Genomic DNA, 26203 nt, shown 5'->3' with positions numbered 1-26203 from the left:
GCGGCCCCAAAAAAAGCGATGAGCGCTGCGCACTCAAGCGGGAGCAAGCTCCCTCGCCACAAAAGCTACCCAGCCATCACGCCACGGATTGATCAACGGTAAACCCTGTGGGAGCGAGCTTGCTCGCGATGGCGGTGGGTGAGTGGGTGGAGGTGTTGAGTGTGCCCAACCTCCGCTATCCTGAGCCTCACGCCCACCCGTCGAGGCTGTCCATGCTTGAAGTCCGCGATGTCTTTAAAAGCTACCCCACGCCCCAAGGCCCGTTGCCGGTGCTGCAGGGCGTCGACCTGACCCTGATGCCCGGCAGCAGCCTGGCGCTGATGGGGGAGTCTGGCAGCGGCAAGAGTACCTTGCTGCATTTGGTTGCCGGGCTGGACAAGGTCGATCGCGGGAGCATTCGCAGTGGCGAATATCGACTCGACGGCATGAGTGAAAGCCAGCTGGCGAATTGGCGGCGCACGGAAATTGGCTTGGTTTTCCAGCAGTTCAACCTCATCAGCAGCTTGTCGGTGGAAGACAACCTGGCGTTCCAGGCCCGCTTGTGCGGTCGCTATGACGCGGCCTGGCAAGCCCATCTGGTGCAGCGGCTCGGGCTTTCAGGGTTGCTGCGGCGTTACCCCGAGCAGCTTTCCGGCGGCCAGCAGCAACGGGTGGCGCTGGGGCGGGCGCTGGCTTCTCGACCGCCCTTGTTGCTGGCTGACGAACCCACCGGCAGCCTCGACGAAGCCACCAGTGACGAAGTGCTGCAACTGTTGCTGGAACTGCTGGAGGGCAGCCCCACCAGCCTGTTGATGGTGACCCACAGTCCCCGGGTAGCGGCTCGCCTGGCCCAACGCGTGGTATTGCATGGCGGACGGTTGGCGCAGGTGGCCCAGGGGTGATGATTTTTCGCCAGGCCCTCAAGGCCCTGCTCAGCCATTGGCGCCAGCACCCGGTGCAGTTCTTCAGCGTGTTGACTGGCCTCTGGCTCGCCACCAGTCTGCTCACCGGCGTGCAAGCGCTGAACAGTCAGGCCCGGGACAACTACGCCCGGGCCAGCCAACTGATCGGCGGCGAACCCCAGGCCAGCCTCACTGCACCCGGCGGCGGCATCTTCCCTCAGCAATGGTTTGTCGATTTGCGGCGCCAGGGCTGGCCGGTGTCGCCGGTGTTGCAGGCCCGGGTGGTGCTCAAGGGGCACGAGGACCAGCGTCTGCAACTGATGGGCATCGACCCGGTGTCGCTGCCGCCCGGTGCGGCGTTGGCGGGACAGGCGCGGGAGATGAGCGAGGTGGTGGAGTTCTTTACCAGTCCCGGTCGTACCTGGATCGCCCCGCAGACTTTGCAGGCACGGGGGCTGGGTGAGGGCGACCAGCCCCAAACCGTCGATGGACGACCCCTGCCGCCGCTGCATGTCCAAGAGGACATGGCGCCGGGCATGCTGTTGATGGACATCGGGTTTGCCCAAGCGGTACTCGGAATGCCGGACCACCTGTCGCGGCTGCTGTTGCCCGCGACGTTCAGCGCCGCGTTGCCGGAGGCGTTCGGCGATCGACTGCAATTCAAGCGCGCCGATGAAGAAAACAACCTCTCGCGCCTGACCGAAAGTTTCCACCTGAACCTCGACGCCCTGGGCTTTTTATCCTTCGTGGTGGGGCTGTTCATCGTTCATGCGGCCATCGGCCTGGCTCTGGAACAGCGCCGCAGCCTGTTGCGAACCCTGCGGGCCTGTGGCGTCAGTGCGCGGGTACTGGTCACCAGCCTGGCGATGGAACTGGGCGGGTTGGCCTTGCTCGGTGGAATCGCCGGGGTGCTCAGCGGCTATTGGCTGGCGAGCCTGTTATTGCCCGATGTCGCGGCGAGCCTGCGGGGCTTGTACGGTGCTGAAGTGGCCGGGCACTTGAACCTCAGCCCGGTGTGGTGGCTCAGCGGGGGCGGCCTGAGCGTGCTTGGCGCGCTGCTGGCCGGCGCCGACAGCCTGTTGCGGGCGGCGCGCCTGCCCTTGCTGGCGCTGGCCAATCCCCAAGCCTGGCATCAAGCCCATGGGCGCTGGCTGCGACGCCAGGGTTGGGTGGCGACGGTGGCGGCGTTGATTGCCGCATCGGCGTTGGTCTGGGGCGACAGCCTGGCCAGCGGTTTTGTCCTGATGACCGCCTTGTTGCTGGGCGCGGCACTGGCCTTGCCGGTGTTGCTCAGCGGCGTGCTGACGTGGTTGTTGCGCCGCAGCCGCTCGGTGCTCGGGCAATGGGTTCTCGCCGATTGCCGCCAACAATTGCCGCCCCTGAGCCTGGCGCTGATGGCCCTGCTGTTGGCATTGGCGGCGAACATCGGCGCCGGCAGCATGACCGCCGGCTTTCGCCAGACGTTCAGCAACTGGCTCGAACAACGGCTGAGCGCCGAGTTGTACATCAACCCGCAAACCCCGGCCCAGGCCGAAGAGCTGCATACCTGGCTCAAGCAGCAACCGGCGATTATTGCCGTTGTGCCCCTCTGGCAAGTCTCGCTCCCGTTGCAGGGCTGGCCGACGGATATCCATGGCATCCTCGACCACCCTCACTATCGCCAGCATTGGCCGCTGCTGGAATCGTCCGGCGACAAGCCGTGGGAGCAGTTGGCCGCCGCCGACACCCTCATGCTCAGCGAACAACTGGCCCGACGCCTCAAGGTGAGGATCGGCGATCAGTTGGCCTTGCCGACGCCGCACGGACCTTGGGCACTGCGCATCGTCGGTGTCTACGCCGATTACGGCAATCCCAAGGGCCATGTGCTTGTCAACGTCGAGCACTTGCTGGCGCACTGGCCGAACCTGACGCCCAACCGTTTCAACCTGCGCATCGAGCCGTCCGCGATCCCGGCGCTAGTGACGGCATTGCAGGGCCGGTTCGGCCTGGATGACAGCCGCATCGTCGACCAGGCCCGGCTCAAGGGCTGGTCGACCCAGGTGTTCGAACGCACCTTCGCCGCCACCGCCGCCCTCAACAGCCTGACCCTGGCGGTAGCCGGGGTGGCGTTGTTCATCAGCCTGCTGACCCAGAGCCAGAGTCGTCTCGGCCAGTTGGCGCCGCTGTGGGCGCTGGGGGTGACGCGTCGGCAATTGATGTTGCTCAACCTCGGCCAGACCTGGCTACTGGCGCTGTTGACCCTGGTCCTGGCCTTGCCGCTGGGCATTGCCCTGGCCTGGTGCCTGGACGCGGTGATCAATGTGCAGGCTTTCGGCTGGCGCCTGCCGTTGCGGGTGTTCCCATTGCAGTTGGCGCAGTTGCTGGCCCTGGCGATGCTCGCCACGCTCCTGGCATCGGCCTGGCCGCTGTATGCGTTGTACCGCACGCAGCCGGCGGATTTGCTGAGGACCTTTGCCCATGAAAATTAAAGCCGGCCTGTTGCTGCTGGCGTTGCTCAGCGGTTGTGATGACTCGGCGCCGGCGCAAAAGGGCTTCGCCGGCCTCGGTGACCAGGCTGTCGCGTTCACGCCGGTCGTGCCTGGGCGGGTGTTCAGTTTCCCGGCCGACCACGGTATTCATGAAGGTTTTCGCATCGAGTGGTGGTACGTCACCGCCAACCTCAAGGATGCCCAAGGCCGGGAGTTCGGCGTGCAATGGACGCTGTTTCGCAGCGCGTTGAATGCCGCACCCCAAGCCAGCGGCTGGCGCAACCAGACGATCTGGCTCGGTCATGCGGCGGTCACTTCCGACAGCGTGCACCATGCCGCCGAGCGTTATGCGCGAGGTGGGGTGGGGCAGGCCGGGGTAAAGGTGGCCCCCTTCGAGGCCTGGATCGACGACTGGCAATTCGGCACCCAGGCTTCAGCGGCCGAGCCGTTGGCAGACATGCAATTGAAGGCTCGGGACCGACGCTTCAGCTATGCCTTGCGGCTGACGTCGAACCGTCCGTTGGTGTTGCAGGGCGATCAAGGTTTCAGCCAGAAATCCGAACAGGGCCAGGCGTCGTACTACTACAGCCAGCCGTTTTTCCAGGCCAATGGTGAACTGGAAATCGACGGCCAGCGCTACACGGTCAGCGGCCCGGCCTGGCTCGATCGCGAATGGAGCAGCCAGCCCCTGACAGCCAACCAGCCCGGCTGGGACTGGTTCTCCCTGCACCTGGACAATGGCGAGCACCTGATGCTCTATCGCATGCGCCACAAGCACGGCGCGCCTTACCTCACGGGCACCTGGATCGATGCCCAGGGCCGGGCGCAAACCCTGCGCGCCGAGGAGATCAGTCTCGTGCCATTGGACACGGCCAAGGTCTCCGGGCGCTCGATGCCGGTACGCTGGGCCATCAAGATCCCCGGCAAACAACTCGACATCATCACCCAGGCACTCAATCCCAAGGCCTGGATGGACTTGCGCATTCCCTATTGGGAAGGCCCGGTACGGCTGAGTGGCAACCAGGGCGGCACGGGTTACCTGGAAATGACCGGCTACTGAAAATCACTGGAACTCCCCGCGAACACCGACCCTCATAACCTATGAATGTCTCGCAGGAGTCCGTCATGGGCGATGACCTCAAGCTTCCGTCGCTGGCCGATTGGCAGCGACTGTTCGACGACCAGGCCTACCGGCAGCAGTCCCCCGATGCTCATTTCACTGAGTTGAGGCAGGTGGCCGATGACCTGTTCGGCCGCGGCGCCATCGATCTGGCACGCTGGCAGGATTTGCAGACCCAGGCCAAGCAACTGCACCTTCGCTCTCCGGATGCCAATGTCGCCGAAGAAGTCGCCGACCCCGATGCCTGAATCCCGAACGACCCCAGGAGTTCGCCATGAACCACAGCCCCGATCAAACCCGGCCCAACCCGGACGCGCCAGCATTGCCCGGCGAAGTGGAACGCGATAACGATGCCTTGCGGCCCAATGACCCGGCCAAGCGCAAACAGCAACACGGTGACCCTGATGCGGGGGACACTGATGCGCAAAAAACCGGACGGCGTGGATGAAGTGCGTCATGCCGGCGGGTATTAAAAAAGAGTTTTTAATGGCTGTTTAAATTTTTGCCGATAACTTTTGTGTACTTGTCCATGTTTTGTATAACTGTTTGTGCAGCCAGCGCATAAGCCGCCTCTAAACACCGTGGCGAGGGAGCTTGCTCCCGCCGGGATACGCAGAAGCTTTGCGTACACTGTGTAGGAGCTGTCGAGTGCAACGAGGCTGCGATCTTTCCCCAGACACTTGAGTCTTGAGCGAAAGGTCAAAAGATCGCAGGCTTCGCCAGCTCCTACAGAAATATGCAAGCTTCAACATTAAAGAATTATTTAAACAGTCTCCCGGACATAGTCTGAAAGTTCCATTATTATTGTCCCCGTTCGCCCAGTGTCAGGCTCTTTACCAGTGCATGGATTGCCGAGGCCGTCGCACTGGGCGAACACCGTCCTGAATTAATGACTTTCAATTATTTGTTTGCCAACTGGCCAACAGCGTTGGCCGATGCGTGAGCGGCTATCTCTGATTCAACCGACGGTGGGTGCACGCCAGTCATCCGACCCCGAGGTACCGCTGACTTCATGGGTCCAGGTGATCTTGCGATACGTGAAGTGCACGTCTTCCAGATGGGTGAAATGTGCGTTCTCTGGGGCCTGGCAGTTGAGCATGTAGTCCTTGATATCGACGATGATCGCGTCCTCCAACTTAGTGGTGTAGTAATGCTCCTGAGTGCCGGCGGCCGAAGTGCGGTACCACTGGATCGTGACGTCGGTCAGGCGTTCGCCGCTCGTCAGGGCTGCCAGCAGCAGTGGTGATGCTTTGTCGAAGACCTTGGTGATGATCAGCGGTTTGTGTATGCGCTGACCGGTTGGCTGGCCGGACTGAGGGTCGCGTGGGATTGTCACTTGGTGCTCGAAAGCCTGCACCATGACCTGATCTTCATGGCCCTCTTGATAAGTGTTGCCCACTGAGTCGGCGGTAAACGCACCGGCAGTGATCAGACCTTGTTTGGTGCCTGTAACGGACATGTACGCGGGGGTAGGCAAGGGATGCTCTCCGTCCTGGATAACGATAGAGCCTGGGACGGAACTCGCCCCGAGGTGGCCTGACGGTTATCAAGAGCTGTGCCACTTTCAAAAAAACCATATATATCAATAAGTTGATTTGAGAGTGTATGGCAATTCCCACCAGCAGGGCCACAAAGCGCACAAATCCTTGCCCGGCGCATGACAGATCCTCGCGGCTCACCCGGACACCGCGCCACCCGGGCAGAACCGCCCAGGATGGCGCGCCACGCTGCACGCCCCCCAGGCAACTTCTTGCCGTTTTATCCTTCGGCGTATTCCTACACGCCCAATGCAGCCCTGCACTCATCGATAGAGCGCTGTTGCGTCTGGGCATACAGCCCCAACTCGTCGATGGTCCCTCGCCCCAGCGCCGCCTCGAAGGCCTGGCGGTTGGATTGCCCGGCGTAATGGCTCTGGGCGGCGTCGCCGAGGTTCGACTGGAAGATGCCGGCGGCGCTGACGGGCAGGAAGTCTTCGTACACCAAGGGCTCGGCCCGCAGGTATTGCTGTTCGAGCAAGTGTTCCAGGGAGGTCGCTGCCTTGAGGGTGCCCTTGGCGGCGAGGCCCTTGGGCGTCGGAAAATAACGGAAATACGCCAATGCCTGTTGGCGCAGCTCATCGTGGTTGTCCGGGAATGCGACGAAATGTTCGGCCATCAGCACGTTGTAGCGTTCGGCGTTGGCTTCGTTGGGAAACGCCCCTAGCGCATCGCGTGCGGCGTTGAGCAATTGGTCATAGAGCGCACGGCCCTTGGGTGTGAGCGCGGCGCCCCGTTGTTCGATTTCGCCGAAGCGGGCGCTATGACTGCCTTGGGGCTGGGTCCGGGTCTGGGGCTGGTCGGTGAAGGCAACGGGCTCATCGAGCGCCTTGAAACTGGTCTGGCGCAGCAGGATCGGGCATTGGCGACGGGGCGGGCCTTCGATCACGGCCTTGGGGGTGATGCCATGCACGGGCATCCGCGCCTGGACGAGGTCGATGTCCAGGGTGCGCGGCGTCAGGTGATTGATGTGCGGGCCCTTGAACGCCCCCACGTCGGCGATCAGGCGATGCTGGGCGCTCAGTTGCCGATATTGTTCGGCAGTGACGGTGGCGCTGTGGTGCCAGCGAAAGGTTTCCAGGGCCTGTAGGACAAAGTCCTCGGCTTGGGTTTCGCTCAGGCCGCCCTGGCGTTCGGCCAGGTCAATGAGCTCAAGAGCGCCAGCGGTGAAGATTTGCCGTTTGGCCAACACCGATTCGGCAAAGGCCCGAAGCTCGGCGTTCTCGATCAGTTCCAGGCGCAGCAGCGAGGTAAACACCCGGAACGGGCTGACCTGCAAGGCGCTTTCATGCACGGCGCGAAACGCGGTGGAATGCACCGGTACACCGGCTGGCGTGAGGTCGTAGTAGCCCACCGGCTGCATGCCCATGACCGCGAACAGTCGCCCCAGAGTCGCCAGCTCGGCGGCGGTGCCGACGCGGATCGCGCCGTGGCGTTCCAGGTCCAGGCGCTCGAGTTCGCCAGTGTTGCGCAGGTGGGCGGCCAGTTCCGGCTGTTCGGTCAGGACCTGGGCGTTAGTGTGTTCCACCAGCTCCATCAGTGCGCCATACAACGGCACCTCGTCGCGGTACATGTCGGACATCGCTTTGGAGAAGCGTTGACGGATCAGGTCGGGGCTGACGAAGCTCATCGTGAGAATTCCTGGCGAGGGCTGTGGGAAAGTTGGACGAAAGATCGCAGCCTTCGCCGGTCCCGGCAAACGAAGAATCTTCAGGACTTCATTCTGCCAGGGACTGACCCACCGGTTCACCACGGGGCGTTGCTTGCATCATGATCACTGCCCCAATCCCTTGAGAAAGTCACGGTACAGCGCCGCGGTTTTCCCCGGTTGTTCGATCATGGGCAGGTGGCCGATCCCGTCCCAGATTTCCACACGCAGGTCCGCTATGCCCTTGCTCCATACGGGCACGCTGCTGACGTCGATCACCCGGTCCTGGCGACCCCAGAGCAGCAGCGAAGGGGCACGAATGGCGGCCAAGTGGGGCTCCATTGGCGGGCTGGCGCGAAAGTCGGTGTAGATCTCCGCCAGTTCTTCGCGCTGCTGTACATAACGCTCGGCCACGGCGGCCATGACCATGCCCGGCACCCAGGGCGGCGAGGCCATGGTCATTGCGTAGAACGGCATGAATTCCTCCCGCGAATGCACGAGGGACGGGTTACGACCGGCGGCCAGTTGGCGGTCCATGTCACTGGGTTGGGGGGAGGTGACGCCGGCCGGATTGAGCAGCGCCAGGGTCAGCACACGTTCAGGCGAAGTGGCCGCCAGCCACGCGGCGAGATGCCCACCCATGGAATTGCCGATCACGTGGACCTTGTCCAGGCCGCAGGCGTCGAGCAACTCGATCACCCGCCGGGCCTGGGTCGGGATGTCGTAGCCGCCGCCGGCCTTGAAGCCGGTTTCGCCATGGCCGGGGAGGTCGGGGATCACCACTCGGTAATCACCGACAAACTGTCGGGCAACCCGCAGCCAGAGGTTCTTGTCGCCGCTGTAGCCGTGCAGCATCAGGATGCTCGCCGATGCTTCATAAGGCCCGCCCTGCCAGGTCGACACGGTCATTTCACTGATGGGCACGGTGATTTTGCGCAACCGGTAAAGGCGTGCTTCCAAGGCCATGCTCATGTCGTAGATCACATGGCCGATGCCGGGATAGGTCAACCAACTCCAGGCGATAAGTACAGCAATAACCACGAACAACACCAGCATGTTTTGCCCTCCATGGGCTGCGACAGAATGTAATCAAACGGATCAGGCGGTGTTCAGTGAAGCTTAACCCAGGAACATCGTTGCCCAGGAACCCTGCTTTGCGAGGCGTCACGGATTTCCTTGTCATATATAGCCAAAATCCGAGCAGAGCCCCCGCATTTTGCCGAAGAAAAATACCCCTGCATTCAGTGGTGGCTATTTGATGCCGCCCTGATAGACTCCAGGCAAGCCCATCCCGATGATTCGGGAAACCCGCGGTGCAGAGGCGTCTATGCAAAAGACGGGAAAAAAGGGACTGTCGTTGGCCAGGAGGCTCTACGTATCGCGCATCCTGGGCCTGACGCTGGGGTTGCTGCTGGTCAGCGCCGCGCTCTATCCCCTCGATCCGCCGCCCTGGGTCTGGGGCTTCATGCTGTTCAACGGCCTGCTCTGGCCGCACCTGTCCTATGGGTGGGCTCGCCGATGCGCGGTGCCGTACCACGCCGAACACCGCAACTTGTTGATCGATGCCTTTCTCGGCGGCTTCTGGGTCGTGGCGATGCAATTCAACCCGCTGCCCACGGCCGTCACGCTGGCGATGATGGCGATGAACAGCGTCGCCATCGGTGGGCTGCGTTTCCTGCTCGTCGGGGTTGTGGCCCAAGTGGCGGGCATCGCCGTGGGCACGGTGATCTTCCCGCTGACCGGCGTGCCCATGACCAGTCCGGCACAGATCTACGCTTGTCTGCCGCTGCTGTGCCTGTATCCGATGGCACTGGGCTGGATCTGTTTTCGCCAGGCCTACACCCTGGGGCGACAGAAGCGTGAATTGCTGGCCCTGAGCCGTACCGACAGCCTGACCGGGTTGCTCAACCATGGCGCCTGGAAAGACCGCCTCAACGAGGAGTTCCAGCGTTGCGGGCGCCATCCAGCGGACGGGACCACCCATGGCGCGATTGCGCTGATCGACATCGACCATTTCAAAGCCATCAATGACACCTACGGCCACGGCGCCGGCGACGTCGTGCTGCGCCGACTCGGCAAGCTGCTCAGGCAGAACCTGCGCGCCGCCGACATTGTCGGGCGTTATGGTGGCGACGAGTTTTGCGTGGTCTTGCCGGACCTGACCCTGCATAACGCTGTGCAGGCGATGGATGGTTTGCGAGAGCGCTTCGCGACCCTCGGCTACGAGCAGGATCCGGCGCTTAAAGTGAGCCTGAGTATTGGCCTGGCGGCGTTCAACCCGGCGTATGGCGACGCTACCCTCTGGCTCAACGATGCAGACCAGGCGTTGTACGAAGCCAAGACCAGCGGGCGCAACCGGGTCACCTGCCACCGACATCGGCAGGTGCTGGAAGCATCGGTTGTTTCCCTCTGAGATGGCCACCTGCTGTCTAGAGCCTTGCCCCGTTGTCAGGTAGGGTGCCCATGGCACTCTCTCGATACGGAACAAGGATGAAATCATGACGATGACCGCTGTTCGCTCCCGTCTGGCCGTCAGCCTCGGCCTGAGCCTGGCCCTTGGCGCCTTCACCCCCATGGCCTTCGCGCAACCCCATCAACAAATCCTGACCGATGCGCAGCAGTACCAGGGCGAGGCCCTGAAGCTGCTGGAGCGGCTGGTGAATATCGACTCCGGCTCCGGCTATGTGCCGGGGCTGACCCAGGTCGGTGACATTGCCATCGACGAACTGAAGCAGTTGGGCGCCACCATCGAAAAGGTGCCGAATTCCGACGGTAGCCAGCACATCCTGGCGACCCTCAAGGGCACCGGTAAAGCAAAAATCCTGTTGATGGCCCACATGGACACGGTGTTCAAGGAGGGCTCGGCCGCCGAACGCCCGTTCCACATCAAGGATGGCCGCGCCTACGGGCCGGGGGTGATGGATGACAAGGGCGGCATCGTCGCCGGGATCTACGCCTTGAAAGTGCTCAAGAACCTCGATTTCAAGAATTACGCGCAAATCACCTTCCTGCTCGACGCCAGCGAGGAGACCGGCTCGGACGTGGCCACCGACCTGATCAAGAAAACCGCCAAGGCCCACGACGTGACCCTCAACCTCGAGCCGGGTCGCCCGGCCGACGGCCTGGTGGTGTGGCGCAAGGGCAGTGCCACGGCGCTGGTGGAGGTCAAGGGCAAGGCATCCCACGCCGGTGTCGCGCCGGAACTGGGGCGCAATGCGGCGATGGAAGCTGCGCACCAGATTCTGCAACTGGGCAAGCTCGGCGACGCGGAAAAGAAAACCACCATCAACTTCACGGTGCTCAAGGCCGGTGCCCGGACCAACGTGATCCCCGACCAGGCGAGCGCCAAGGCCGATGTGCGGGCGGCGGTGCCGGAAGAATTCGACCGTATCGAAAAAGACCTGGCCCGTGTTTCACAGGACAAGTTGATCGCCGATACCGAAGTCACCACCAGCCTCAAGCGCGGCCTGCCACCGATGCCGCAGACGGCGGAGTCGGACCGATTGATGGCCATGGCCCAGGGCATCTATGGCGAACTGGGGCGCAAACTGACCGAAGAAGGCAGCGGCGGCGCGGCGGACGCCAGTCTGTCAGCCGGGGTCGGTACGCCGACGCTGGATGGGTTCGGCATCGTCGGTGGCAATATCCACACGCCGGAGGAATACGCCGAAGTCGAGAGCGTGGTGCCAAGGATTTATCTGTTGTCGCGGATGATCATGGAGTTGGCGGGGCGGTAACAGGCCGCTCGTTCAGTCATGACACACATGCCCTTGTGGCGAGGGAGCTTGCTCCCGCTGGACTGCGCAGCAGGCCCAAGCTTTTGGTTAGACACAAAATGCTTGGGGCCGCTTCGCGACCCAGCGGGAGCAAGCTCCCTCGCCACGGGGTGATGCGCTATGTCGACGGGCGCGCTTCGACGTTGTCCAGCGCTCGGTTTGCCAGCTGTCCACTCAATTCGATCAATTGCTGGATGCCCAGGGCAATGTGGCGCCTTGAGCCTTCCAGGTCGAAGGCCAGGTCGCTGAGCATGGCGTTGGCCGAGGCCAGGTTTTCGCTGAGGTTGGCGAGCAGGGTTTCGGTGTCGATGCCGTTGATAAGGGTGAAGAGCGGGCTTGGGTCGGTTTGCGGTTTGCTGGATTTGGGTTTGAGGTAGTAATCGAGGGCGCGGTCTGCCGCCGCTTTGTCGAGTGCTTCCGAGTCGGCTGGATGTTTGTCCGGCGGGTTTGGGGTTGCTTTGAACATGGATGAAACTCCTTGGTAATGGGAGCCGCAACCTTTTGCTACCAAACATTGGGTGGCGGCTATACGCAGGTTGGTAGCCCGGGTACCAAGGCAAACCCAGCGCGCCACAAGGGCGCCCCGCGCACAGCCGCCATAATGAATATGCCGGAGCTGTGCGCCTTAGTTTTACCCGGGCTACCAAACCCGATCGCTGATTTTCAGCGACCCGGAAACAGTAAAGCCCGCCCTCAAGGCGCACAAGCCGGCGGATTCTGGCGTAGTTGTAGGCAATGGCGCAAGGTGAGGTCGTTCGGTCTTACGCCGAGATTAATGCGATAAACATAAAGCTTTTGTGGCGAGGGAGCTTGCTCCCGCTGGACTGCGTAGCAGGCCCAAGTTTTTTGGTTTGATACAAAATGCAGGGGGCCGCTTCGCGACCCCGCGGGAGCAAGCTCCCGCGCCACAAGAGCGGGTAGGCGGTTGATGGCGTCGTTGCTAGTAAACCCAAACCTCCACCCGCCGATTCCTGACCCGTCCTTCATCCTCGCTGTTGGCGGCCACCGGCATCAACGCCCCGAACCCTCGCACTTCCCGTAGCGCCACGCCGTATTTGACCAATTCCCGTCGCACCGCCATGGCGCGCAGTTTGGACAACAGATCGGCCCGCGCCGGGTCGTCCTTGGCGTCGCCAAAGCCCACCAGGGTCACGCGTCGGTCGGCTTTGCCATGCTGCTTTATATAGTCGAGCACGCGCCCCAGGTCCTGGTGGGCCTTGTTGTCCAGGCTGGCGCTGCCTTCTTCGAAGCGAAAATTCACGGTCAAGCGTTGGGCATGGCGGCTCAGGGCCTGGTAGCCCTCGGGCATCAGTGCATTCGGTGCGACGGCCATGGCTTGGACGGTCTGGGCGATGAAACCGTTGGCCGCGACAATGGCCTGGCCTTTGTCGCTTTGGGTAAACGCCACCAATGCTTCGGCCCAGGGGTTGGTGCCCCAGGGTGGCAGATAAAAGAACAGGCGCCGGGAAAGCGGGTAGTCCTCGGTGGCGATCAGGTGGTTGAGCGGCAGCATAGGCTGGGACGCGCCGTCGACAATGGCCAGCGCCTTGGCCTGGCGCACGTAGGGCAAACCGATGAAACCGATGCCTTGCGGGTCCTGGCTGACCGCGTCGGACAGCTGTTCGCTGGACTCGAAGCGGCGCGCTGTAGGATCCAGCCGTTTTCCCTGTCGGCTAAGGACCAGTTCCTTGAAGGTGTCGTAGGTGCCGGACTGCTCATCCCGGGCGTACAGATGAATCGGCCCGCCCGTGCCGCCGACGGCGTCCCAGGTGTTTGCCTCGCCGCTGAATATTCGTGCCAGCTGTACGGTATCGAGTTGGCGCAGTGGGTTGTGGGGATGAAGGATGATCGCGAGGCCATCGATGGCGATGACTTGTTCGGCGGCAGGACTTTTCAGGTCGCCCAGGGACGACAAGTCCTTCAGTTCGCTGTCCTTGATCGGCCGGGAGGATGCCGCCAGGTCGGTGCTGGCCTGTTTGAGGGCAGCAAAGCCGGTGCTGGAGCCGTGGGCTGCGATATCGACCTGCACCCGTCGGCCATCGGCGGTCTGGCCGACGATGCGCTGCTCATTGTCGCGCCCCGTGATCTCGCTGCTGACCCTGAGCAGCCCTTGGTCTTCCATCAATCCCCTGACCAGCGCCGGCCCCAGCGCCGCGCCGATGGTATTGGAACCCTGCAGGCGCAAGGCTGGGCCGTGTTCGGGAATGGGCAAATTGCCGGCCCATGCCACGAACGGCAGCCAGAGGCCCATGAAAAAGACAACACACAGCCGCATGCCGGCACCTGCTGAACCCGAGGAAGTGCCGGAAGATTAAGTCGGTCAGGTTACTGAAAGGTGACAGGGGTGCGACGGGGCACCGAAGTCCAATGTGGGAGCGAGCTTGCTCGCGATGACGGCGGCACATTCAGGATCTATGTGACAGTTAGACCGCTATCGCGAGCAAGCTCGCTCCCACAGGGGGATGTGGATGCTTCGGACTTAGCCCAACTGCAACCAGATCGGCGCATGGTCCGACGGTTTTTCCATGCCCCGCAACTCATAGTCCACGCCGGCATCCTTGACCCGTGGCAGCAGGCCGTGGGAGGTGAGGATCAGGTCGATGCGCAGGCCACGCTTGGGTTCGTCCTCGAAACCGCGGCTGCGGTAGTCGAACCAGCTGAAGCGGTCGGTGCCGTCCGGGTTCAGGTGGCGGAAGCTGTCCACCAGGCCCCAGTTCTTCAGGCGGGCCATCCATTCGCGCTCTTCCGGCAGGAAGCTGCATTTGCCGGTCTTCAGCCAGCGCTTCATGTTGTCCGGGCCGATGCCGATGTCGCAGTCTTCCGGGGAAATGTTCACGTCACCCATTACCACCACCGGCTGGTCGTTGCTGAAGCGGCTTTCCAGCAGATGCTGCAGATCGCTGTAGAAACGTTCCTTGGCCGGGAATTTGGTCGGATGGTCGCGGCTTTCACCTTGTGGGAAATAACCGTTCATGATGGTCACCGGCACGCCGTTGGCATCGGCGAAGGTGCCCCAGATGAAGCGCCGCTGGGCGTCTTCGTCGTCACCTTCGAAGCCTTTGTACAGGCTCAGCGGCGCCTGGCGGGAGAGCAGGGCGACGCCGTAGTGGCCTTTTTGTCCGTGGTAATGCACGTGGTAACCCAGGGCCTGCACTTCGGCCAGGGGAAACTGTTCGTCGTGGACCTTGGTTTCCTGCAGCCCGATCACATCCGGCTGATGCTTCTCGATCAGCGCCGCCAGCTGATGGGGGCGGGCGCGCAGCCCGTTGATGTTGAAGGAGACGATCTTCATGGTCGGCTGTCCTGGCAAAACTGCGATGCTAGCTGACATGTGGGAAGGGAGCCAGCGTGGCAGTAGGACAAATGCGCTGCTAATGTCCTTTGCATGTAGGAACGATCACGACCCTATCGAGTTCGTACTCAATAAGAGCAGGGCCTCACCGAGCCTCGCCCCAGGAGATCCAACGCCATGCCTGAAACCGCCATCGCCGACGTCCATATGCTCGACAGTGGTTATTCCCGTGAAGCCCGTTCGTTGCTGTACCAGGCCTATCGCCATGAGCCGACCTTCAGCTACCTGTTCGAATCCGAGCGTCCCGGTTATGAACAGCGGGTACGGGCCACGGTGCGTGAGCTGGTCAAGCAGCATTTTCTCCAGGACCTGCCGGCCATCGGCCTGCTGGTCAACGACCGCCTGATCGGCATTGCCCTGATCGCCCCGCCGCAGCGGCGCCTGGGCATCACTGAAAGCTGGGCCTGGCGCCTGCGCATGGTCTTGAGCACTGGTTTTCGTTGCACAAGGCGCTACTTGGACTATCACGCGGCGGTGCTGGCCTGCCTGCCGTCCGATGCGGTCCATGTACTGCCGCTGCTGGGGGTGCACCCACAGTTCCAGGGCAAGCATTTCGGCGAACAGTTGCTCACGGCGGTGCATAACTGGTGTGCGGTGGACGAACATTCCCGGGGCGTGGTGCTGGACACCGGCAACCCGCGTTACCTGGAGTTTTATAAACGCCAAGGTTACGAGGAAATCGGGGAAGTGGCGGTAGGACCGATCCGCGAGCATGTGTTCTTCCACGCCAACCCGCAGGTTCTGCAAAGCGCAACGGCGTAGTCGGGCGAACTTTTAGGAAATGTCCGGCTCTATCAGGCACCTACGCTCGTGATAGCATCCGCGCCATGAACCGCTCAGGAAGAATGATCAGTGGCGCGCTTTTGCTGTCCCTCAGCTGCGCGGCCCTGGCAAAAAGTGAATTGGAAGTACGCGTCCAGCCGTCCAACGACGAACTCAAGGCCAACGTAGAAGGTTACATCGGTGGCTTGGGTGATCGTGACGAGGAGGCCTTGCTGCGCTTCAGTCGCGGCGCCGAGGAACAGGCGCGCAAGGCCGCCCAGGCGCTGGGCTACTACCAGCCGCAGATCGACAGTGAGGTCAAGGGCGGTAAGGATCCGCGCCTGGTGCTGACCATCGACCCCGGCGAGCCGGTGCACTTGCGCAATGTCACTGTGCGCATCGATGGCCCGGCGGCTTCGCTCAAGGCTTTTCGCGTACCCGGCAACGCCGGCCTGAAACCCGGCGCGGTGCTCAATCATGGTCGTTACGAAGACGCCAAGCGGGTCATCCAGAACCAGGCCTCGCGCTATGGCTATTTCAATGGGCGCTTTACCCAGCAGAAACTCCTGGTAGATCCTCAGGCAGGCCTCGCCGATATCGAGCTGGTCTATGACAGCGGCCCGCGTTATGCCTTGGGTCCGGTCAGCTTCAAGGGCGACACGCCGTTCGACGAAGACTTGCTGCAACGCATGGTGCCGTTCAAGGCCGGCACGGCGTACGATTCCGAACTCATCGCAGAACTCAACCAGGCCCTGCAATCGAGCGGTTATTTCGAAGGCGTGCGCGTCGATGCCGCGCCCACCGCTGCCACCGATAACGTGATTCCGGTGGCGGTCAAGCTCGACACGCGCAAGCCGCGCACCATGGGCCTGGGCCTGGGCTTTTCCACCGACGTCGGTCCCCGGGCCAAAGCCAACTGGACGCGTCACTGGGTCAACCCCCAGGGCCACAGTTATGGCTGGGAAGCGGAAGTGTCGGCGCCCCGGCAGAACGTCGGCCTGTGGTACGACGTGCCGCTGGACCCGCCGCTGACCGACAAGATGCGCTACGCCGGCGGTTATCAATATGAAGAACTGGCCGGCACCGACAGCCTCAGCAAACTGCTCACCGTGGGCCCGGAATGGCACAGCAAGTTGCCCAGCGGCTGGCAGCGGGTGGTGTCGCTCAAGTGGCAGCGCGAGGAGTACCGCCTCGGCGACGATGCGGGCCTGAGCACGTTGCTGATGCCCGGCGTGAGTTATTCCTACCTGCGCAGCGACAACCGCATCGACCCGCACAACGGCTACCGTTTGCAGTTCGACACCAAGGTCGCCAAGGAAGGCCTGGGTTCGGACAACAACCTGTTGTACGGCACCGCCATGGTCAAGGGCCTGACCACCGTGTTCGACAAGCATCGGCTGCTGGCTCGGGCGCAGATCGGCGGGAGCGCCACCAATGGCTATAAATCCATTCCGCCATCCCTGCGCTTCTTCGCCGGTGGCGACCAGAGCGTGCGTGGTTACGACTACCAGAGCCTGTCTCCGGAGAACTCCGAGGGCGACCGTATCGGTGGTCGCTACATGGTCGCCGGCAGCCTGGAGTATCAATATTCCATCGCGGAAAAATGGCGGGTGGCGACGTTCATCGACCAGGGCAACTCTTTCAACAGCCTTGAGCTGCCGAGCCTGAAGACCGGCGTGGGTGTTGGCGTGCGTTGGGTGTCGCCGGTGGGGCCGATCCGCCTCGACCTGGCCCATGCGATGGACGACGAGGGCGGCATTCGATTGCACTTTTCCATGGGGCCTGAGCTGTGACGCGTGGTTTGAAGACAACGCTGCTGGCGCTCGCCGGGGTATTGCTGGCGGTCGTGCTGGCCTTGAGCGTGGCGCTGGGCACGGCCTTTGGCAGCCGCTGGGCCCTTGGCCTGGTGCCTGGGCTGAGCGTGGAGAATTTCCAGGGCCGGTTGGGCGGGCAGTGGAGCGCCGATCGGCTGCTGTGGCAGCAGGGCGACAGTCGGGTGGAGGTGGATCGGCTGATATTCGCCTGGTCGCCGCTGTGCCTGGCGCGCATGACCCTGTGCATCGAACAGCTCAAGGCCGACCAGATCGCGTTGCAATTGCCAGCCTCGGCCGATGAGCCAAGCAGCGGCCCGATCAGCTTGCCGGACCTGGACTTGCCGCTCGCGATCGAACTGGGCGATGTGCAAGTCGGCAGCCTGTCGTTCAACGGGAGCGAGCAGCTCAAGGGCTTGCAATTGGTTGCCCATTGGACCGCCGAGGGCCTGCAGATTGATTCGGTGCAATTACAGCGCGACGCGCTGGGTCTGCAGCTGTCCGGCTTGTTGAAGCCGGGCGGCGACTGGCCATTGAACGCCGAAGGCCGATTGACCTTGCCGGCGCCAGGTGCGGCGCCCTGGGCACTGGACCTGAAAGTCGACGGCAACCTGCTCAAGACCCTCAACCTCACGGCCGACAGCAGCGGCTACCTGCAAGGCCAGTTGACCGGTGAGCTGCAACCGTTGGCGGACTACCTGCCGGCCAAGGTGCGCATCACCGCCGCCGGCTTCAAGGCCAGCGCCGACCTGCCCGACACCTTGTTGCTCAACCAGCTGGAATTGACCGGCGCAGGCGATCTGAAAAACGGCTACCAACTGCTCGGCAAGGCGACCCTGCCGGCCGAGAAAGGACCGGTGGCGTTGCTGCTACAAGGCACCGTGGACGCCAATGGCGCACACATCGCCGGTTTGGACCTGGCCGCCGGCGATCAGCAAAGCCTGAAACTCAACGGGCGGCTGGACTGGCGCGAAGGCCTGGACGCCGAGGCGAAAGTCGCCTGGCTGGATTTCCCCTGGCATCGCCTTTATCCGCTGATCGACGAGCCGCAGGTGACCTTGCGCAGCTTCAACGGCGAAGTCTCATACACCGATGGTCAATCCCTGGGCAACTTCCAAGCCGCCCTGGACGGACCGGCTGGAGCCTCCAGCCTGGACAGCCCCTTCAGCGGCGACCTGACGCAAATTCATCTGCCACAGCTCAAGCTCGCCGCGGGGCAGGGCAAGGCCGAAGGGCACCTGAGCCTGCAGTTTGCCGACGGCATTGCCTGGGACACGGCGCTGCAACTGGCGGCCATCAACCCGGCGTACTGGCTGGGCGAACTGCCCGGGACCCTGGCCGGGCCGTTGCGCAGCAAAGGGGCGATGAAGAACGACCGCCTCGACCTCGACGCGGACCTGGACCTCAAGGGCAAGCTGCGCGGCCAACCGGCGCAATTCCAGGCCAAGGCCAGCGGTGCCGGCGAGCAGTGGAACCTCAGCGCGCTGGATATCCGCCTGGGGGACAACCGCATCAACGGCAGCGCGAGCCTGCAACAGAAAATCACCGGCCAGATCGACATCAAGCTCTCGCGCCTGGCCCAGCTCTGGCCGCAACTGCGCGGCCAAGTGGTCGGCCGGGTCGACATGGCCGGCACGCTCAAGGCGCCCCAGGGCAAGCTCGGCCTGCAAGGCTCGCAGTTGGCGTTGCAGGACAATCGCCTGCAAAGCCTGAACCTGGATGCGACCCTCGACAGCGCCCAGCGCGGCAAGCTCGACCTCAAGGCCAGTGGCATCCGCGCCGGCGAAACGTCGTTAGGCGTGCTGACCGTCAGCGGGCAGGGCGACATCAAGCGGCAATCACTGAGCTTGGATTTGCAGGGGCCGCAGCTCGACACGGCCCTGGCACTCGACGGCGCCCTCGACCAGGGGAGTTGGCGCGGGCGCCTGGCCAGCGGCGAGGTGCAGGCCGGCGGTCAAGCCTGGCGCCTGCAAGCCCCGGCGAAACTCGAGCGCCTGGCCGATGGCACGCTCAACGTCGGCGCCCATTGCTGGCGTTCCGGTGAGGCCAGCCTGTGCGGTGAAGACCAACGGCTGATGCCGGAGCCAAAGCTGCGTTATCACCTCAAGCAATTCCCCATCGAAAGCCTGGCCCAGTGGATGCCCAAGGATTTTGCCTGGCAGGGCCGGCTCAACGCGGACCTGCAATTGGACCTGCCGGCCAGCGGCCCGAATGGCCGTATCCTGGTGGATGCCAGTGGCGGCACCTTGCGGATTCGGGATAAGGCGAGTGATAAGCCGCGATGGCTGGACTTCCCGTACCAGACCCTGACGCTCAACAGCCGCCTGACTCCCAAGCGCCTCGACACCGACCTGAATTTCGTCGGTGCCAGGCTCGGCGAACTGATGCTCCAGGCGCAAATCAACCCGCTGCCGGCGAGCAAGCCCTTGAGCGGCTCATTCCGCCTCACTGGCCTGGCCTTGTCCGTGGCCCGGCCGTTCTTACCGATGGTGGAAACCCTCACCGGTCACCTGAACGGCAGCGGGACGTTGTCCGGTGGTTTGCTCGCGCCCCAGGTCAACGGCAACCTGGTGCTCAGCGACGGTGAAGTCTCCGGGCCGGAGCTGCCGGTCAGCCTCGAAGCCTTGCAAGTGCGGGCGATGATCGCCGGCGAAACGGTACGGCTCGACGGCGACTGGAAAAGTGGCAAGCGCGGGCAGGGCAGCCTGACCGGGAACATCGGCTGGGGCGAGGCCCTGTCCATGAACCTGGCCCTCAAGGGCTCGCAACTGCCGGTCACCGTTGAGCCTTATGCGGTGCTCGACGTGGCACCGGACCTGAACATCACGATGCAGGGCGAGCAGCTTTCCATTGCCGGCAAGGTCCTGGTACCCAAAGGCGAGATCACTGTTCGCGAACTGCCACCGTCCACCGTCAAGGTCTCGGATGATACGGTGATCGTCGGCCACCAGACCGAAGAGGGCAAGGCGCCGCTGGCCATGGCGATGGACATCGACGTGATCGTCGGCCAGGACAAACTCGCATTCTCGGGTTTCGGCCTGACGGCCAACGTCCAGGGCCAGGTGCACATCGGCGACAACATGGACACTCGCGGTGAACTGTGGCTCAACGACGGCCGCTATCGTGCCTACGGGCAACGGCTGACGGTGCGCCGGGCACGGCTGCTGTTCGCCGGCCCCATCGACCAGCCCTACCTGGACATCGAAGCGATCCGCCAGACCGACGATGTGGTCGCCGGCATCCGCTTGAGCGGCAGCGCCGAGCAACCGACCACGCAAATCTTTTCCGACCCGGCCATGAGCCAGGAGCAGGCATTGTCCTACCTGGTGCTGGGCCGACCGCTGAGCACCACGGGCGAGGACAACAACATGCTCGCCCAGGCCGCCTTGGGCCTGGGGTTGATGGGCAGTTCGGGGGTGACCAGCAGCCTGGCCAATAACCTGGGCATCGATGATTTCCAGCTCGACACCCAGGGCAGCGGCAACACCACCAGCGTGGTCGCCAGCGGCAACCTCTCGGAAAAGCTCAGCCTGCGCTACGGCGTCGGTGTGTTCGAACCGGCCAACACCATCGCCCTGCGCTACAAGCTCAGCAAGAAGGTCTACCTCGAAGCCGCCAGCGGCGTCGCCAGCTCGCTGGATATCTTCTACAAGCGCGATTTCTAACTTCATCCCCAAGTCCCCCTGTGGGAGCGAGCTTGCTCGCGATAGCGGCATGACATTCAACCTCGTCGTTGATTGACACACCGCTATCGCGAGCGAGCTCGCTCCCACATTTGTTCGCCTACAGGTTTGTCTGCGTTTCGTCTGTTGGTGAATAGCACGCTAACGATTTGTTTGACATTTGCTGCCTAAGCAGTAATATTTCGACATACATTCACTGCCTAGGCAGCAAACGGTGCCCGGATGAAGCATTTCACCCCTGACGAATTTCACAATTGCCACCTCGGCATGCTGCTCGGCCGCGCCGCGCTGCTCAAGGATCGGATCATCGACACCCACATGGAACCCGTCGGCATCACCGCCGCGCAGTTCAAGGTGTTGATCATCATGGCCCAGCACGGCATCGACACGCCGGTCGAGCTGTGTCGCTACCTGTCCCTGGACAGCGGCTCGATGACGCGCATGCTCGATCGCCTGGAGCAGAAAGGTTTCCTGGTCCGCCAGCGCTCGGCAGAGGATCGGCGCCAGGTGCAATTGGTGTTGACCGAAGCTGGCCAGGCCCTCGCCGATCGCCTGCCGTTCATTGGTGCCGACGCCATGAATCAGTTGGCCGGAGCCATTAGCCGCGAGGAGCTGCAAACCCTCGAAGACATCCTCAAGAAAATACTGCTCGCCGCCGGTGATCCCATCACCGTGTTGCGATTGGGGGAGAAATGAAACGTCAAACCTTGCGTACCCGCTTGAGCCTGGTGCTGTTGGCCATGAGCCTCGCCGGTTGTGCCAGCTACAGTGGCTTGAAGACCGAAGGCGTCAGCCTCGAGGCCAAGAGTCTCCAGGCTGGTCAATCGTTGAATGGGGTCGCGCTGTCGCCGGCCGCGTGGCCGAAAAACGACTGGTGGAAAAGCCTCGGCGACCCGCAACTCGACGGCCTGATCCGTGAAGCCTTGCGCGACAGCCCGGACATGCAAGTCGCCAGCGCCCGGGTCCACCAGGCCAGTGCCGCGGCCTATGCCGCCAACGCGGCACGCCTGCCGACCCTGGATGCCAGCGGCAGCGTCAGCCGTTCGCGCCTGGCCCGTGACCAGGACCCGCAAGGGCAGGGCGGGGCCTACAGCACCCTGCGTTCGCTGAGCGTGGACTTCAACTACAACTTCGACCTCTGGGGTGGCCAGCGTGCCGCCGGGGAAGCCGCCCTGGGCCAGGCCCGCGCCGCCGAGATCGATCGCCAGGCCGCGCAGCTGACCCTGGCTGCCGACGTGGCCCGGGCCTACAGCGACCTGGGCCAGGCCCACATCATTCATGACCTGGCCGCCGAGGACCTCAAGCGCACCCGGCAAATGCTCGATCTGGGCAAGCGCCGTCTCAGCGCCGGGATCGACAGCGAATATCAGTTCCAGCAGACCGAAAGCCTGGAAGCCAGCGCCGATGCGACCCTGATCGACGCCGAGAAACGCCTGCAGAGCGCCAAGATCGCCCTGGCCGTGCTGCTGGGCAAGGGGCCGGACCGCGGCAACGAAATCGCCCGGCCGAACGTGCTGCAAGCCAGCGCGGTCGCCTTGCCGTCGAACCTGCCGGCCGAGCTGCTGGGCCGCCGTCCCGACCTGGTCGCGGCGCGCTGGCGGGTGGAGGCGGCGAGCAAGAACATCGAGGCTGGCAAGACCCAGTTCTATCCCAACCTCAACCTGAGCGCGGCGGCGGGAGTGCAGTCGTTGCTGGGCGATGCGATGTTCGGTTCGCCCAGCCGTTTCTTCAACGTGGCGCCCACCGTGTCGCTGCCGATCTTCGACGGCGGCCGTTTGCGGGTGGACCTGGATGCCCGGGACGCCGATTACGACCTGGCGGTGGCGCAGTACAACAAGAGCCTGGTCACGGCCCTTGGCGATGTCAGCGACACCATCAACCAGTTGCGTGACATCGCTCGCCAGATCGGTGCCCAGCAACATGCCACCGACATCGCGCAGAACTCCTACGACACCGTGGTCCAGCGCTACGGCTCGGGCATCGGCAATTACCTGGACGTGCTGAGCATCGAGCAGCAATTGCTTCAGGCCCAGCGCCAACTGGCGAACCTGAATGCCGAGCAGATCGATTTGTCGATCCAACTGATGCAGGCCCTGGGCGGTGGTTTCGAAGCCCAGACCCTGGCGGCGGCCACGCCGACCCCTGCCACGCCGACCCACTGATTCGAGGTACTTGTCATGGCGACTGCCGAAACGACTCAATCCGCACAAACCCAAGACAGCGGCAACCCACGCAAGCGCAAGGTCATGCTGTTGGCCCTCACGCTGATCGTCATCCTCGCGGGCCTGGGGGTGTGGGGCTGGCATGAACTGTATGGTCGCTGGAGCGAAAGCACCGACGACGCCTATGTGAATGGCAACGTGGTGGAAATCACTCCGCAAGTCACCGGGACCGTGGTGAGCATCGGTGCCGATGACGGCGACCTGGTGCGTGAAGGCCAGGTGCTGGTGCAATTCGATCCGAACGATGCCGAAGTCGGGCTGCAAAGTGCCCAGGCCAACCTGGCCCGGACCGTGCGCCAGGTCCGTGGCTTGTACAGCAACGTCGACGGCATGCGGGCGCAGGTCAATGCCCAAGAGGCCGAAGTGCAGAAGGCCCAGGAAAACTACAGCCGACGCAAGAACCTGGCGGCCGGCGGGGCGATTTCCCAGGAAGAACTGTCCCACGCCCGGGATGACCTGACCTCGGCGCAGAACGCCCTGGCCAATGCCCGGCAACAGCTCAAGACGACCAGCGCGTTGGTGGACGATACCGTGGTGTCATCCCATCCCGATGTGCAAGCCGCGGCCGCGCAACTGCGCCAGGCCTTCCTGACCAATGCTCGCAGCACCTTGATCGCGCCAGTCACCGGCTATGTCGCCAAGCGCACCGTGCAGTTGGGGCAACGGGTGCAGCCGGGCACGGCGCTGATGGCAGTGATCCCGCTGGATCAACTGTGGATCGATGCCAACTTCAAGGAAACCCAACTGCGTGACATGCGCATCGGCCAGCCAGTGGACATCGAAACCGACTTGTACGGCAGCGATGTGAAGTACAGCGGCACCATCGACAGCCTGGGCGCCGGGACCGGCAGCGCGTTTGCCTTGCTACCGGCGCAAAACGCCACCGGTAACTGGATCAAGATCGTCCAGCGGGTGCCGGTGCGTATTCACATCAATGCCCAGGAGCTGGCCAAGCATCCGCTGCGGGTTGGCCTGTCGACCCAGGTCAGCGTCAACCTGCACGACCAGAGCGGCCCGGTGCTGGCCCAGCAGCCACCGCAGAAAGCTTCGTTCAGCACCCAGGTCTATGACCGACAACTGGCCGATGCCGACGCGAGGAGCACCCGCCTGAGCCACGCCAACAGTGCCGCGGCGAGCAAGACCGCGCAGCGCTGAACTAGCTTCGTCGAACGCCTGTGGCGAGGGAGCTTGCTCCCGCTCGGCTGCGAAGCAGTCGTAAAGCCGGCGGGTGCGGTGTGACTGATGCTCCGCATTCGGCGGGTTTTGGGGCCGCTTCGCGGCCCAGCGGGAGCAAGCTCCCTCGCCACAGGGCGTAATTCCATTTCATCGGGGCGCCAGTAATTCGCCACCTTCGCTTCATAGGATTCTCGCAATGAGCAATAACGCGTCTTTCACGCCGCCCAGCCTGTTGCTCAGCACCATCGGGCTATCGCTGGCGACGTTCATGCAAGTGCTCGACACCACTATCGCCAACGTCGCCTTGCCGACCATTTCCGGCAACCTGGGCGTCAGCTCGGAGCAGGGCACCTGGGTGATCACCTCGTTCGCGGTGAGCAACGCCATCGCCCTGCCGCTCACCGGCTGGCTGAGCCGACGCTTTGGCGAGGTGAAGCTGTTTTTGTGGGCAACGATGCTGTTCGTGCTCGCTTCGTTCCTGTGTGGCATTTCCACTTCGATGCCGGAGCTGATTGGCTTTCGTGTGGTCCAGGGGCTGGTGGCCGGGCCGTTGTACCCGATGACCCAGACGCTGCTGATTGCCGTATACCCGCCGGCCAGGCGGGGCATGGCCCTGGCGCTGCTGGCGATGGTCACGGTGGTGGCGCCGATTGCCGGGCCAATCCTCGGCGGCTGGATCACCGACAGCTACAGCTGGCCGTGGATCTTCTTCATCAACGTGCCAATTGGGATCTTTGCGGTGATGGTGGTGCGCCAGCAGCTCAAGGCGCGGCCTGTGGTCACCAGTCATCAACCGATGGACTACGTCGGGTTGATCACGTTGATCATCGGCGTCGGTGCACTCCAGGTGATCCTCGACAAGGGCAACGACCTGGATTGGTTCGAGTCGAACTTTATCGTCATCGGAGCCTTGATTTCAGTCATTGCCCTGGCGGTGTTCGTGATCTGGGAAATGACCGATCGCCATCCGGTGGTCAACCTGCGGCTGTTCGCTTATCGCAACTTCCGCATCGGCACCATTGTGCTAGTGGGCGGCTATGCCGGGTTCTTCGGCATCAACCTGATCCTGCCGCAATGGTTGCAGACGCAGATGGGCTACACCGCGACGTGGGCCGGGCTGGCGGTGGCGCCCATCGGCATCCTGCCGGTGCTGATGTCGCCTTTCGTCGGCAAGTACGCCCACAAGTTCGACCTGCGCTTGCTGGCCGGGCTGGCGTTCCTGGCCATCGGCCTGAGCTGCTTCATGCGCGCCGGCTTCACCAATGAAGTGGATTTCCAGCACATTGCGCTGGTGCAGTTGTTCATGGGGATTGGCGTGGCGCTGTTCTTCATGCCGACCTTGAGCATCCTGATGTCGGACCTGCCGCCGCACCAGATTGCCGACGGCGCGGGGCTGGCGACGTTCCTGCGGACCCTGGGCGGCAGCTTTGCCGCGTCGTTGACCACCTGGATCTGGATCCGCCGGGCCGACCAGCATCACGCCTACCTGAGCGAAAGCATCAGCACCTTCGAGCCCACCACCCGCGAAGCCCTCAACCAGCTCGGCGGCGCGGGTGCGCCGGCCTATGCCCAGCTCGACCAGATCCTCAACAGCCAGGCGTACATGCTCTCCACCGTGGAGTACTTCACGTTGCTGGGGTGGGCGTTCATGGGGTTGATCGTGCTGGTGTGGCTGGCCAAACCGCCGTTCGCGGCGAAGGCGGGGCCTGCATCGGCAGGGCATTGATCCAAGGGTTGGATGCAATCCAATGTGAGAGCGGGCTTGCTCG

At 63.2% G+C, this 26203-nt stretch carries 20 protein-coding genes; 14 read left to right on the top strand and 6 right to left on the bottom strand.

Annotation, left to right across the window (positions count from 1 at the left end; genetic code table 11):
* Window positions 1-212 precede the first annotated feature (212 nt).
* The 5 genes from HGO40_RS05720 (at window position 213) to HGO40_RS05700 (ending at window position 4917) form a co-directional block, all read left to right on the top strand.
* Window positions 213-881 (top strand): ABC transporter ATP-binding protein, encoded by a 669-nt coding sequence (locus HGO40_RS05720; protein ID WP_250962239.1) that lies wholly within the window; start codon window positions 213-215, stop codon window positions 879-881.
* Window positions 881-3349 (top strand): FtsX-like permease family protein, encoded by a 2469-nt coding sequence (locus HGO40_RS05715; protein WP_284739010.1) that lies wholly within the window; start codon window positions 881-883, stop codon window positions 3347-3349. The genes HGO40_RS05720 and HGO40_RS05715 overlap by 1 nt, the downstream gene beginning before the upstream one ends.
* Window positions 3339-4409: a lipocalin-like domain-containing protein gene (locus HGO40_RS05710; RefSeq protein WP_250962237.1), complete on the top strand. Its 1071-nt coding sequence runs from the start codon at window positions 3339-3341 to the stop codon at window positions 4407-4409. Before HGO40_RS05715 ends, HGO40_RS05710 begins: the two co-directional genes overlap by 11 nt.
* 65 nt (window positions 4410-4474) lie before the next feature.
* A complete protein-coding gene (locus HGO40_RS05705) occupies window positions 4475-4717 on the top strand; it encodes a hypothetical protein (protein WP_250962236.1) in 243 nt (80 codons plus the stop codon).
* 26 nt (window positions 4718-4743) lie between these two features.
* The gene (locus tag HGO40_RS05700) at window positions 4744-4917 is read left to right on the top strand and encodes a hypothetical protein (protein ID WP_186708648.1); all 174 of its coding nucleotides are present in this window, start codon (window positions 4744-4746) and stop codon (window positions 4915-4917) included.
* Window positions 4918-5427: 510 nt separating this feature from the next.
* Here HGO40_RS05700 and HGO40_RS05695 read toward each other — a convergent pair.
* The 3 genes from HGO40_RS05695 to HGO40_RS05685 all read right to left on the bottom strand — a co-directional run bounded on the left by HGO40_RS05695 (window position 5428) and on the right by HGO40_RS05685 (window position 8708).
* On the bottom strand, window positions 5428-5946 hold the full coding sequence (locus HGO40_RS05695; RefSeq protein ID WP_250962235.1) for an Hcp family type VI secretion system effector: 519 nt from the start codon (window positions 5944-5946) through the stop codon (window positions 5428-5430).
* 299 nt (window positions 5947-6245) lie between these two features.
* Window positions 6246-7634 (bottom strand): 2-oxoadipate dioxygenase/decarboxylase HglS, encoded by a 1389-nt coding sequence (gene hglS, locus HGO40_RS05690; RefSeq protein WP_250962234.1) that lies wholly within the window; start codon window positions 7632-7634, stop codon window positions 6246-6248.
* Between the two features lie 144 nt (window positions 7635-7778).
* Window positions 7779-8708, bottom strand: coding sequence for an alpha/beta fold hydrolase (locus tag HGO40_RS05685; RefSeq protein ID WP_250962233.1), 930 nt, complete (start codon window positions 8706-8708; stop codon window positions 7779-7781).
* Window positions 8709-8979: 271 nt separating this feature from the next.
* Between HGO40_RS05685 and HGO40_RS05680 the strand changes: the two genes are divergently transcribed.
* Both HGO40_RS05680 and HGO40_RS05675 read left to right on the top strand, forming a co-directional pair.
* Window positions 8980-10065 (top strand): diguanylate cyclase, encoded by a 1086-nt coding sequence (locus tag HGO40_RS05680; RefSeq protein WP_250962232.1) that lies wholly within the window; start codon window positions 8980-8982, stop codon window positions 10063-10065.
* An 85-nt stretch (window positions 10066-10150) separates the two neighbouring features.
* On the top strand, window positions 10151-11389 hold the full coding sequence (locus HGO40_RS05675) for a M20/M25/M40 family metallo-hydrolase (protein ID WP_250962231.1): 1239 nt from the start codon (window positions 10151-10153) through the stop codon (window positions 11387-11389).
* A gap of 157 nt (window positions 11390-11546) precedes the next feature.
* Here the strand turns inward: HGO40_RS05675 and HGO40_RS05670 are convergent, their stop codons facing one another.
* From HGO40_RS05670 to xthA, 3 genes are all read right to left on the bottom strand, one after another.
* Complete coding sequence (locus tag HGO40_RS05670) at window positions 11547-11894, bottom strand: DUF6124 family protein (protein ID WP_250962230.1); 348 nt, start codon at window positions 11892-11894, stop codon at window positions 11547-11549.
* A 474-nt stretch (window positions 11895-12368) separates the two neighbouring features.
* A complete protein-coding gene (locus tag HGO40_RS05665; protein ID WP_250962229.1) occupies window positions 12369-13703 on the bottom strand; it encodes a substrate-binding domain-containing protein in 1335 nt (444 codons plus the stop codon).
* 204 nt (window positions 13704-13907) lie between these two features.
* Window positions 13908-14720, bottom strand: coding sequence for an exodeoxyribonuclease III (gene xthA, locus HGO40_RS05660; protein ID WP_250962228.1), 813 nt, complete (start codon window positions 14718-14720; stop codon window positions 13908-13910).
* 177 nt (window positions 14721-14897) lie between these two features.
* On the opposite strand from xthA, the gene HGO40_RS05655 reads away from it, so the two are divergent.
* The 7 genes from HGO40_RS05655 to HGO40_RS05625 all read left to right on the top strand — a co-directional run bounded on the left by HGO40_RS05655 (window position 14898) and on the right by HGO40_RS05625 (window position 26160).
* On the top strand, window positions 14898-15542 hold the full coding sequence (locus tag HGO40_RS05655) for a GNAT family N-acetyltransferase (RefSeq protein WP_186706615.1): 645 nt from the start codon (window positions 14898-14900) through the stop codon (window positions 15540-15542).
* Between the two features lie 65 nt (window positions 15543-15607).
* Window positions 15608-17335 carry an autotransporter assembly complex protein TamA gene (locus HGO40_RS05650; RefSeq protein WP_411385062.1) on the top strand — a complete coding sequence of 576 codons (1728 nt, stop codon included), beginning with the start codon at window positions 15608-15610 and terminating at the stop codon, window positions 17333-17335.
* Window positions 17332-21018 carry a translocation/assembly module TamB domain-containing protein gene (locus HGO40_RS05645; RefSeq protein ID WP_250962227.1) on the top strand — a complete coding sequence of 1229 codons (3687 nt, stop codon included), beginning with the start codon at window positions 17332-17334 and terminating at the stop codon, window positions 21016-21018. The genes HGO40_RS05650 and HGO40_RS05645 overlap by 4 nt, the downstream gene beginning before the upstream one ends.
* Before the next feature lie 240 nt (window positions 21019-21258).
* Window positions 21259-21732 carry a MarR family winged helix-turn-helix transcriptional regulator gene (locus HGO40_RS05640; RefSeq protein ID WP_186706617.1) on the top strand — a complete coding sequence of 158 codons (474 nt, stop codon included), beginning with the start codon at window positions 21259-21261 and terminating at the stop codon, window positions 21730-21732.
* Window positions 21729-23198: an efflux transporter outer membrane subunit gene (locus tag HGO40_RS05635; RefSeq protein WP_250962226.1), complete on the top strand. Its 1470-nt coding sequence runs from the start codon at window positions 21729-21731 to the stop codon at window positions 23196-23198. Before HGO40_RS05640 ends, HGO40_RS05635 begins: the two co-directional genes overlap by 4 nt.
* 15 nt (window positions 23199-23213) lie before the next feature.
* Entirely contained in the window at window positions 23214-24413 is a 1200-nt protein-coding gene (locus HGO40_RS05630; RefSeq protein WP_250962225.1) for an HlyD family secretion protein, read from the top strand.
* A 217-nt stretch (window positions 24414-24630) separates the two neighbouring features.
* Window positions 24631-26160 (top strand): DHA2 family efflux MFS transporter permease subunit, encoded by a 1530-nt coding sequence (locus HGO40_RS05625; protein WP_250962224.1) that lies wholly within the window; start codon window positions 24631-24633, stop codon window positions 26158-26160.
* The last annotated feature ends 43 nt before the right edge of the window (window positions 26161-26203 follow it).

Source organism: Pseudomonas sp. CG7 (assembly GCF_023701885.1).
Classification (GTDB): Bacteria; Pseudomonadota; Gammaproteobacteria; order Pseudomonadales; family Pseudomonadaceae; genus Aquipseudomonas; species Aquipseudomonas zanjanensis.
This window is presented reverse-complemented; position numbering and strand designations above follow the sequence as displayed.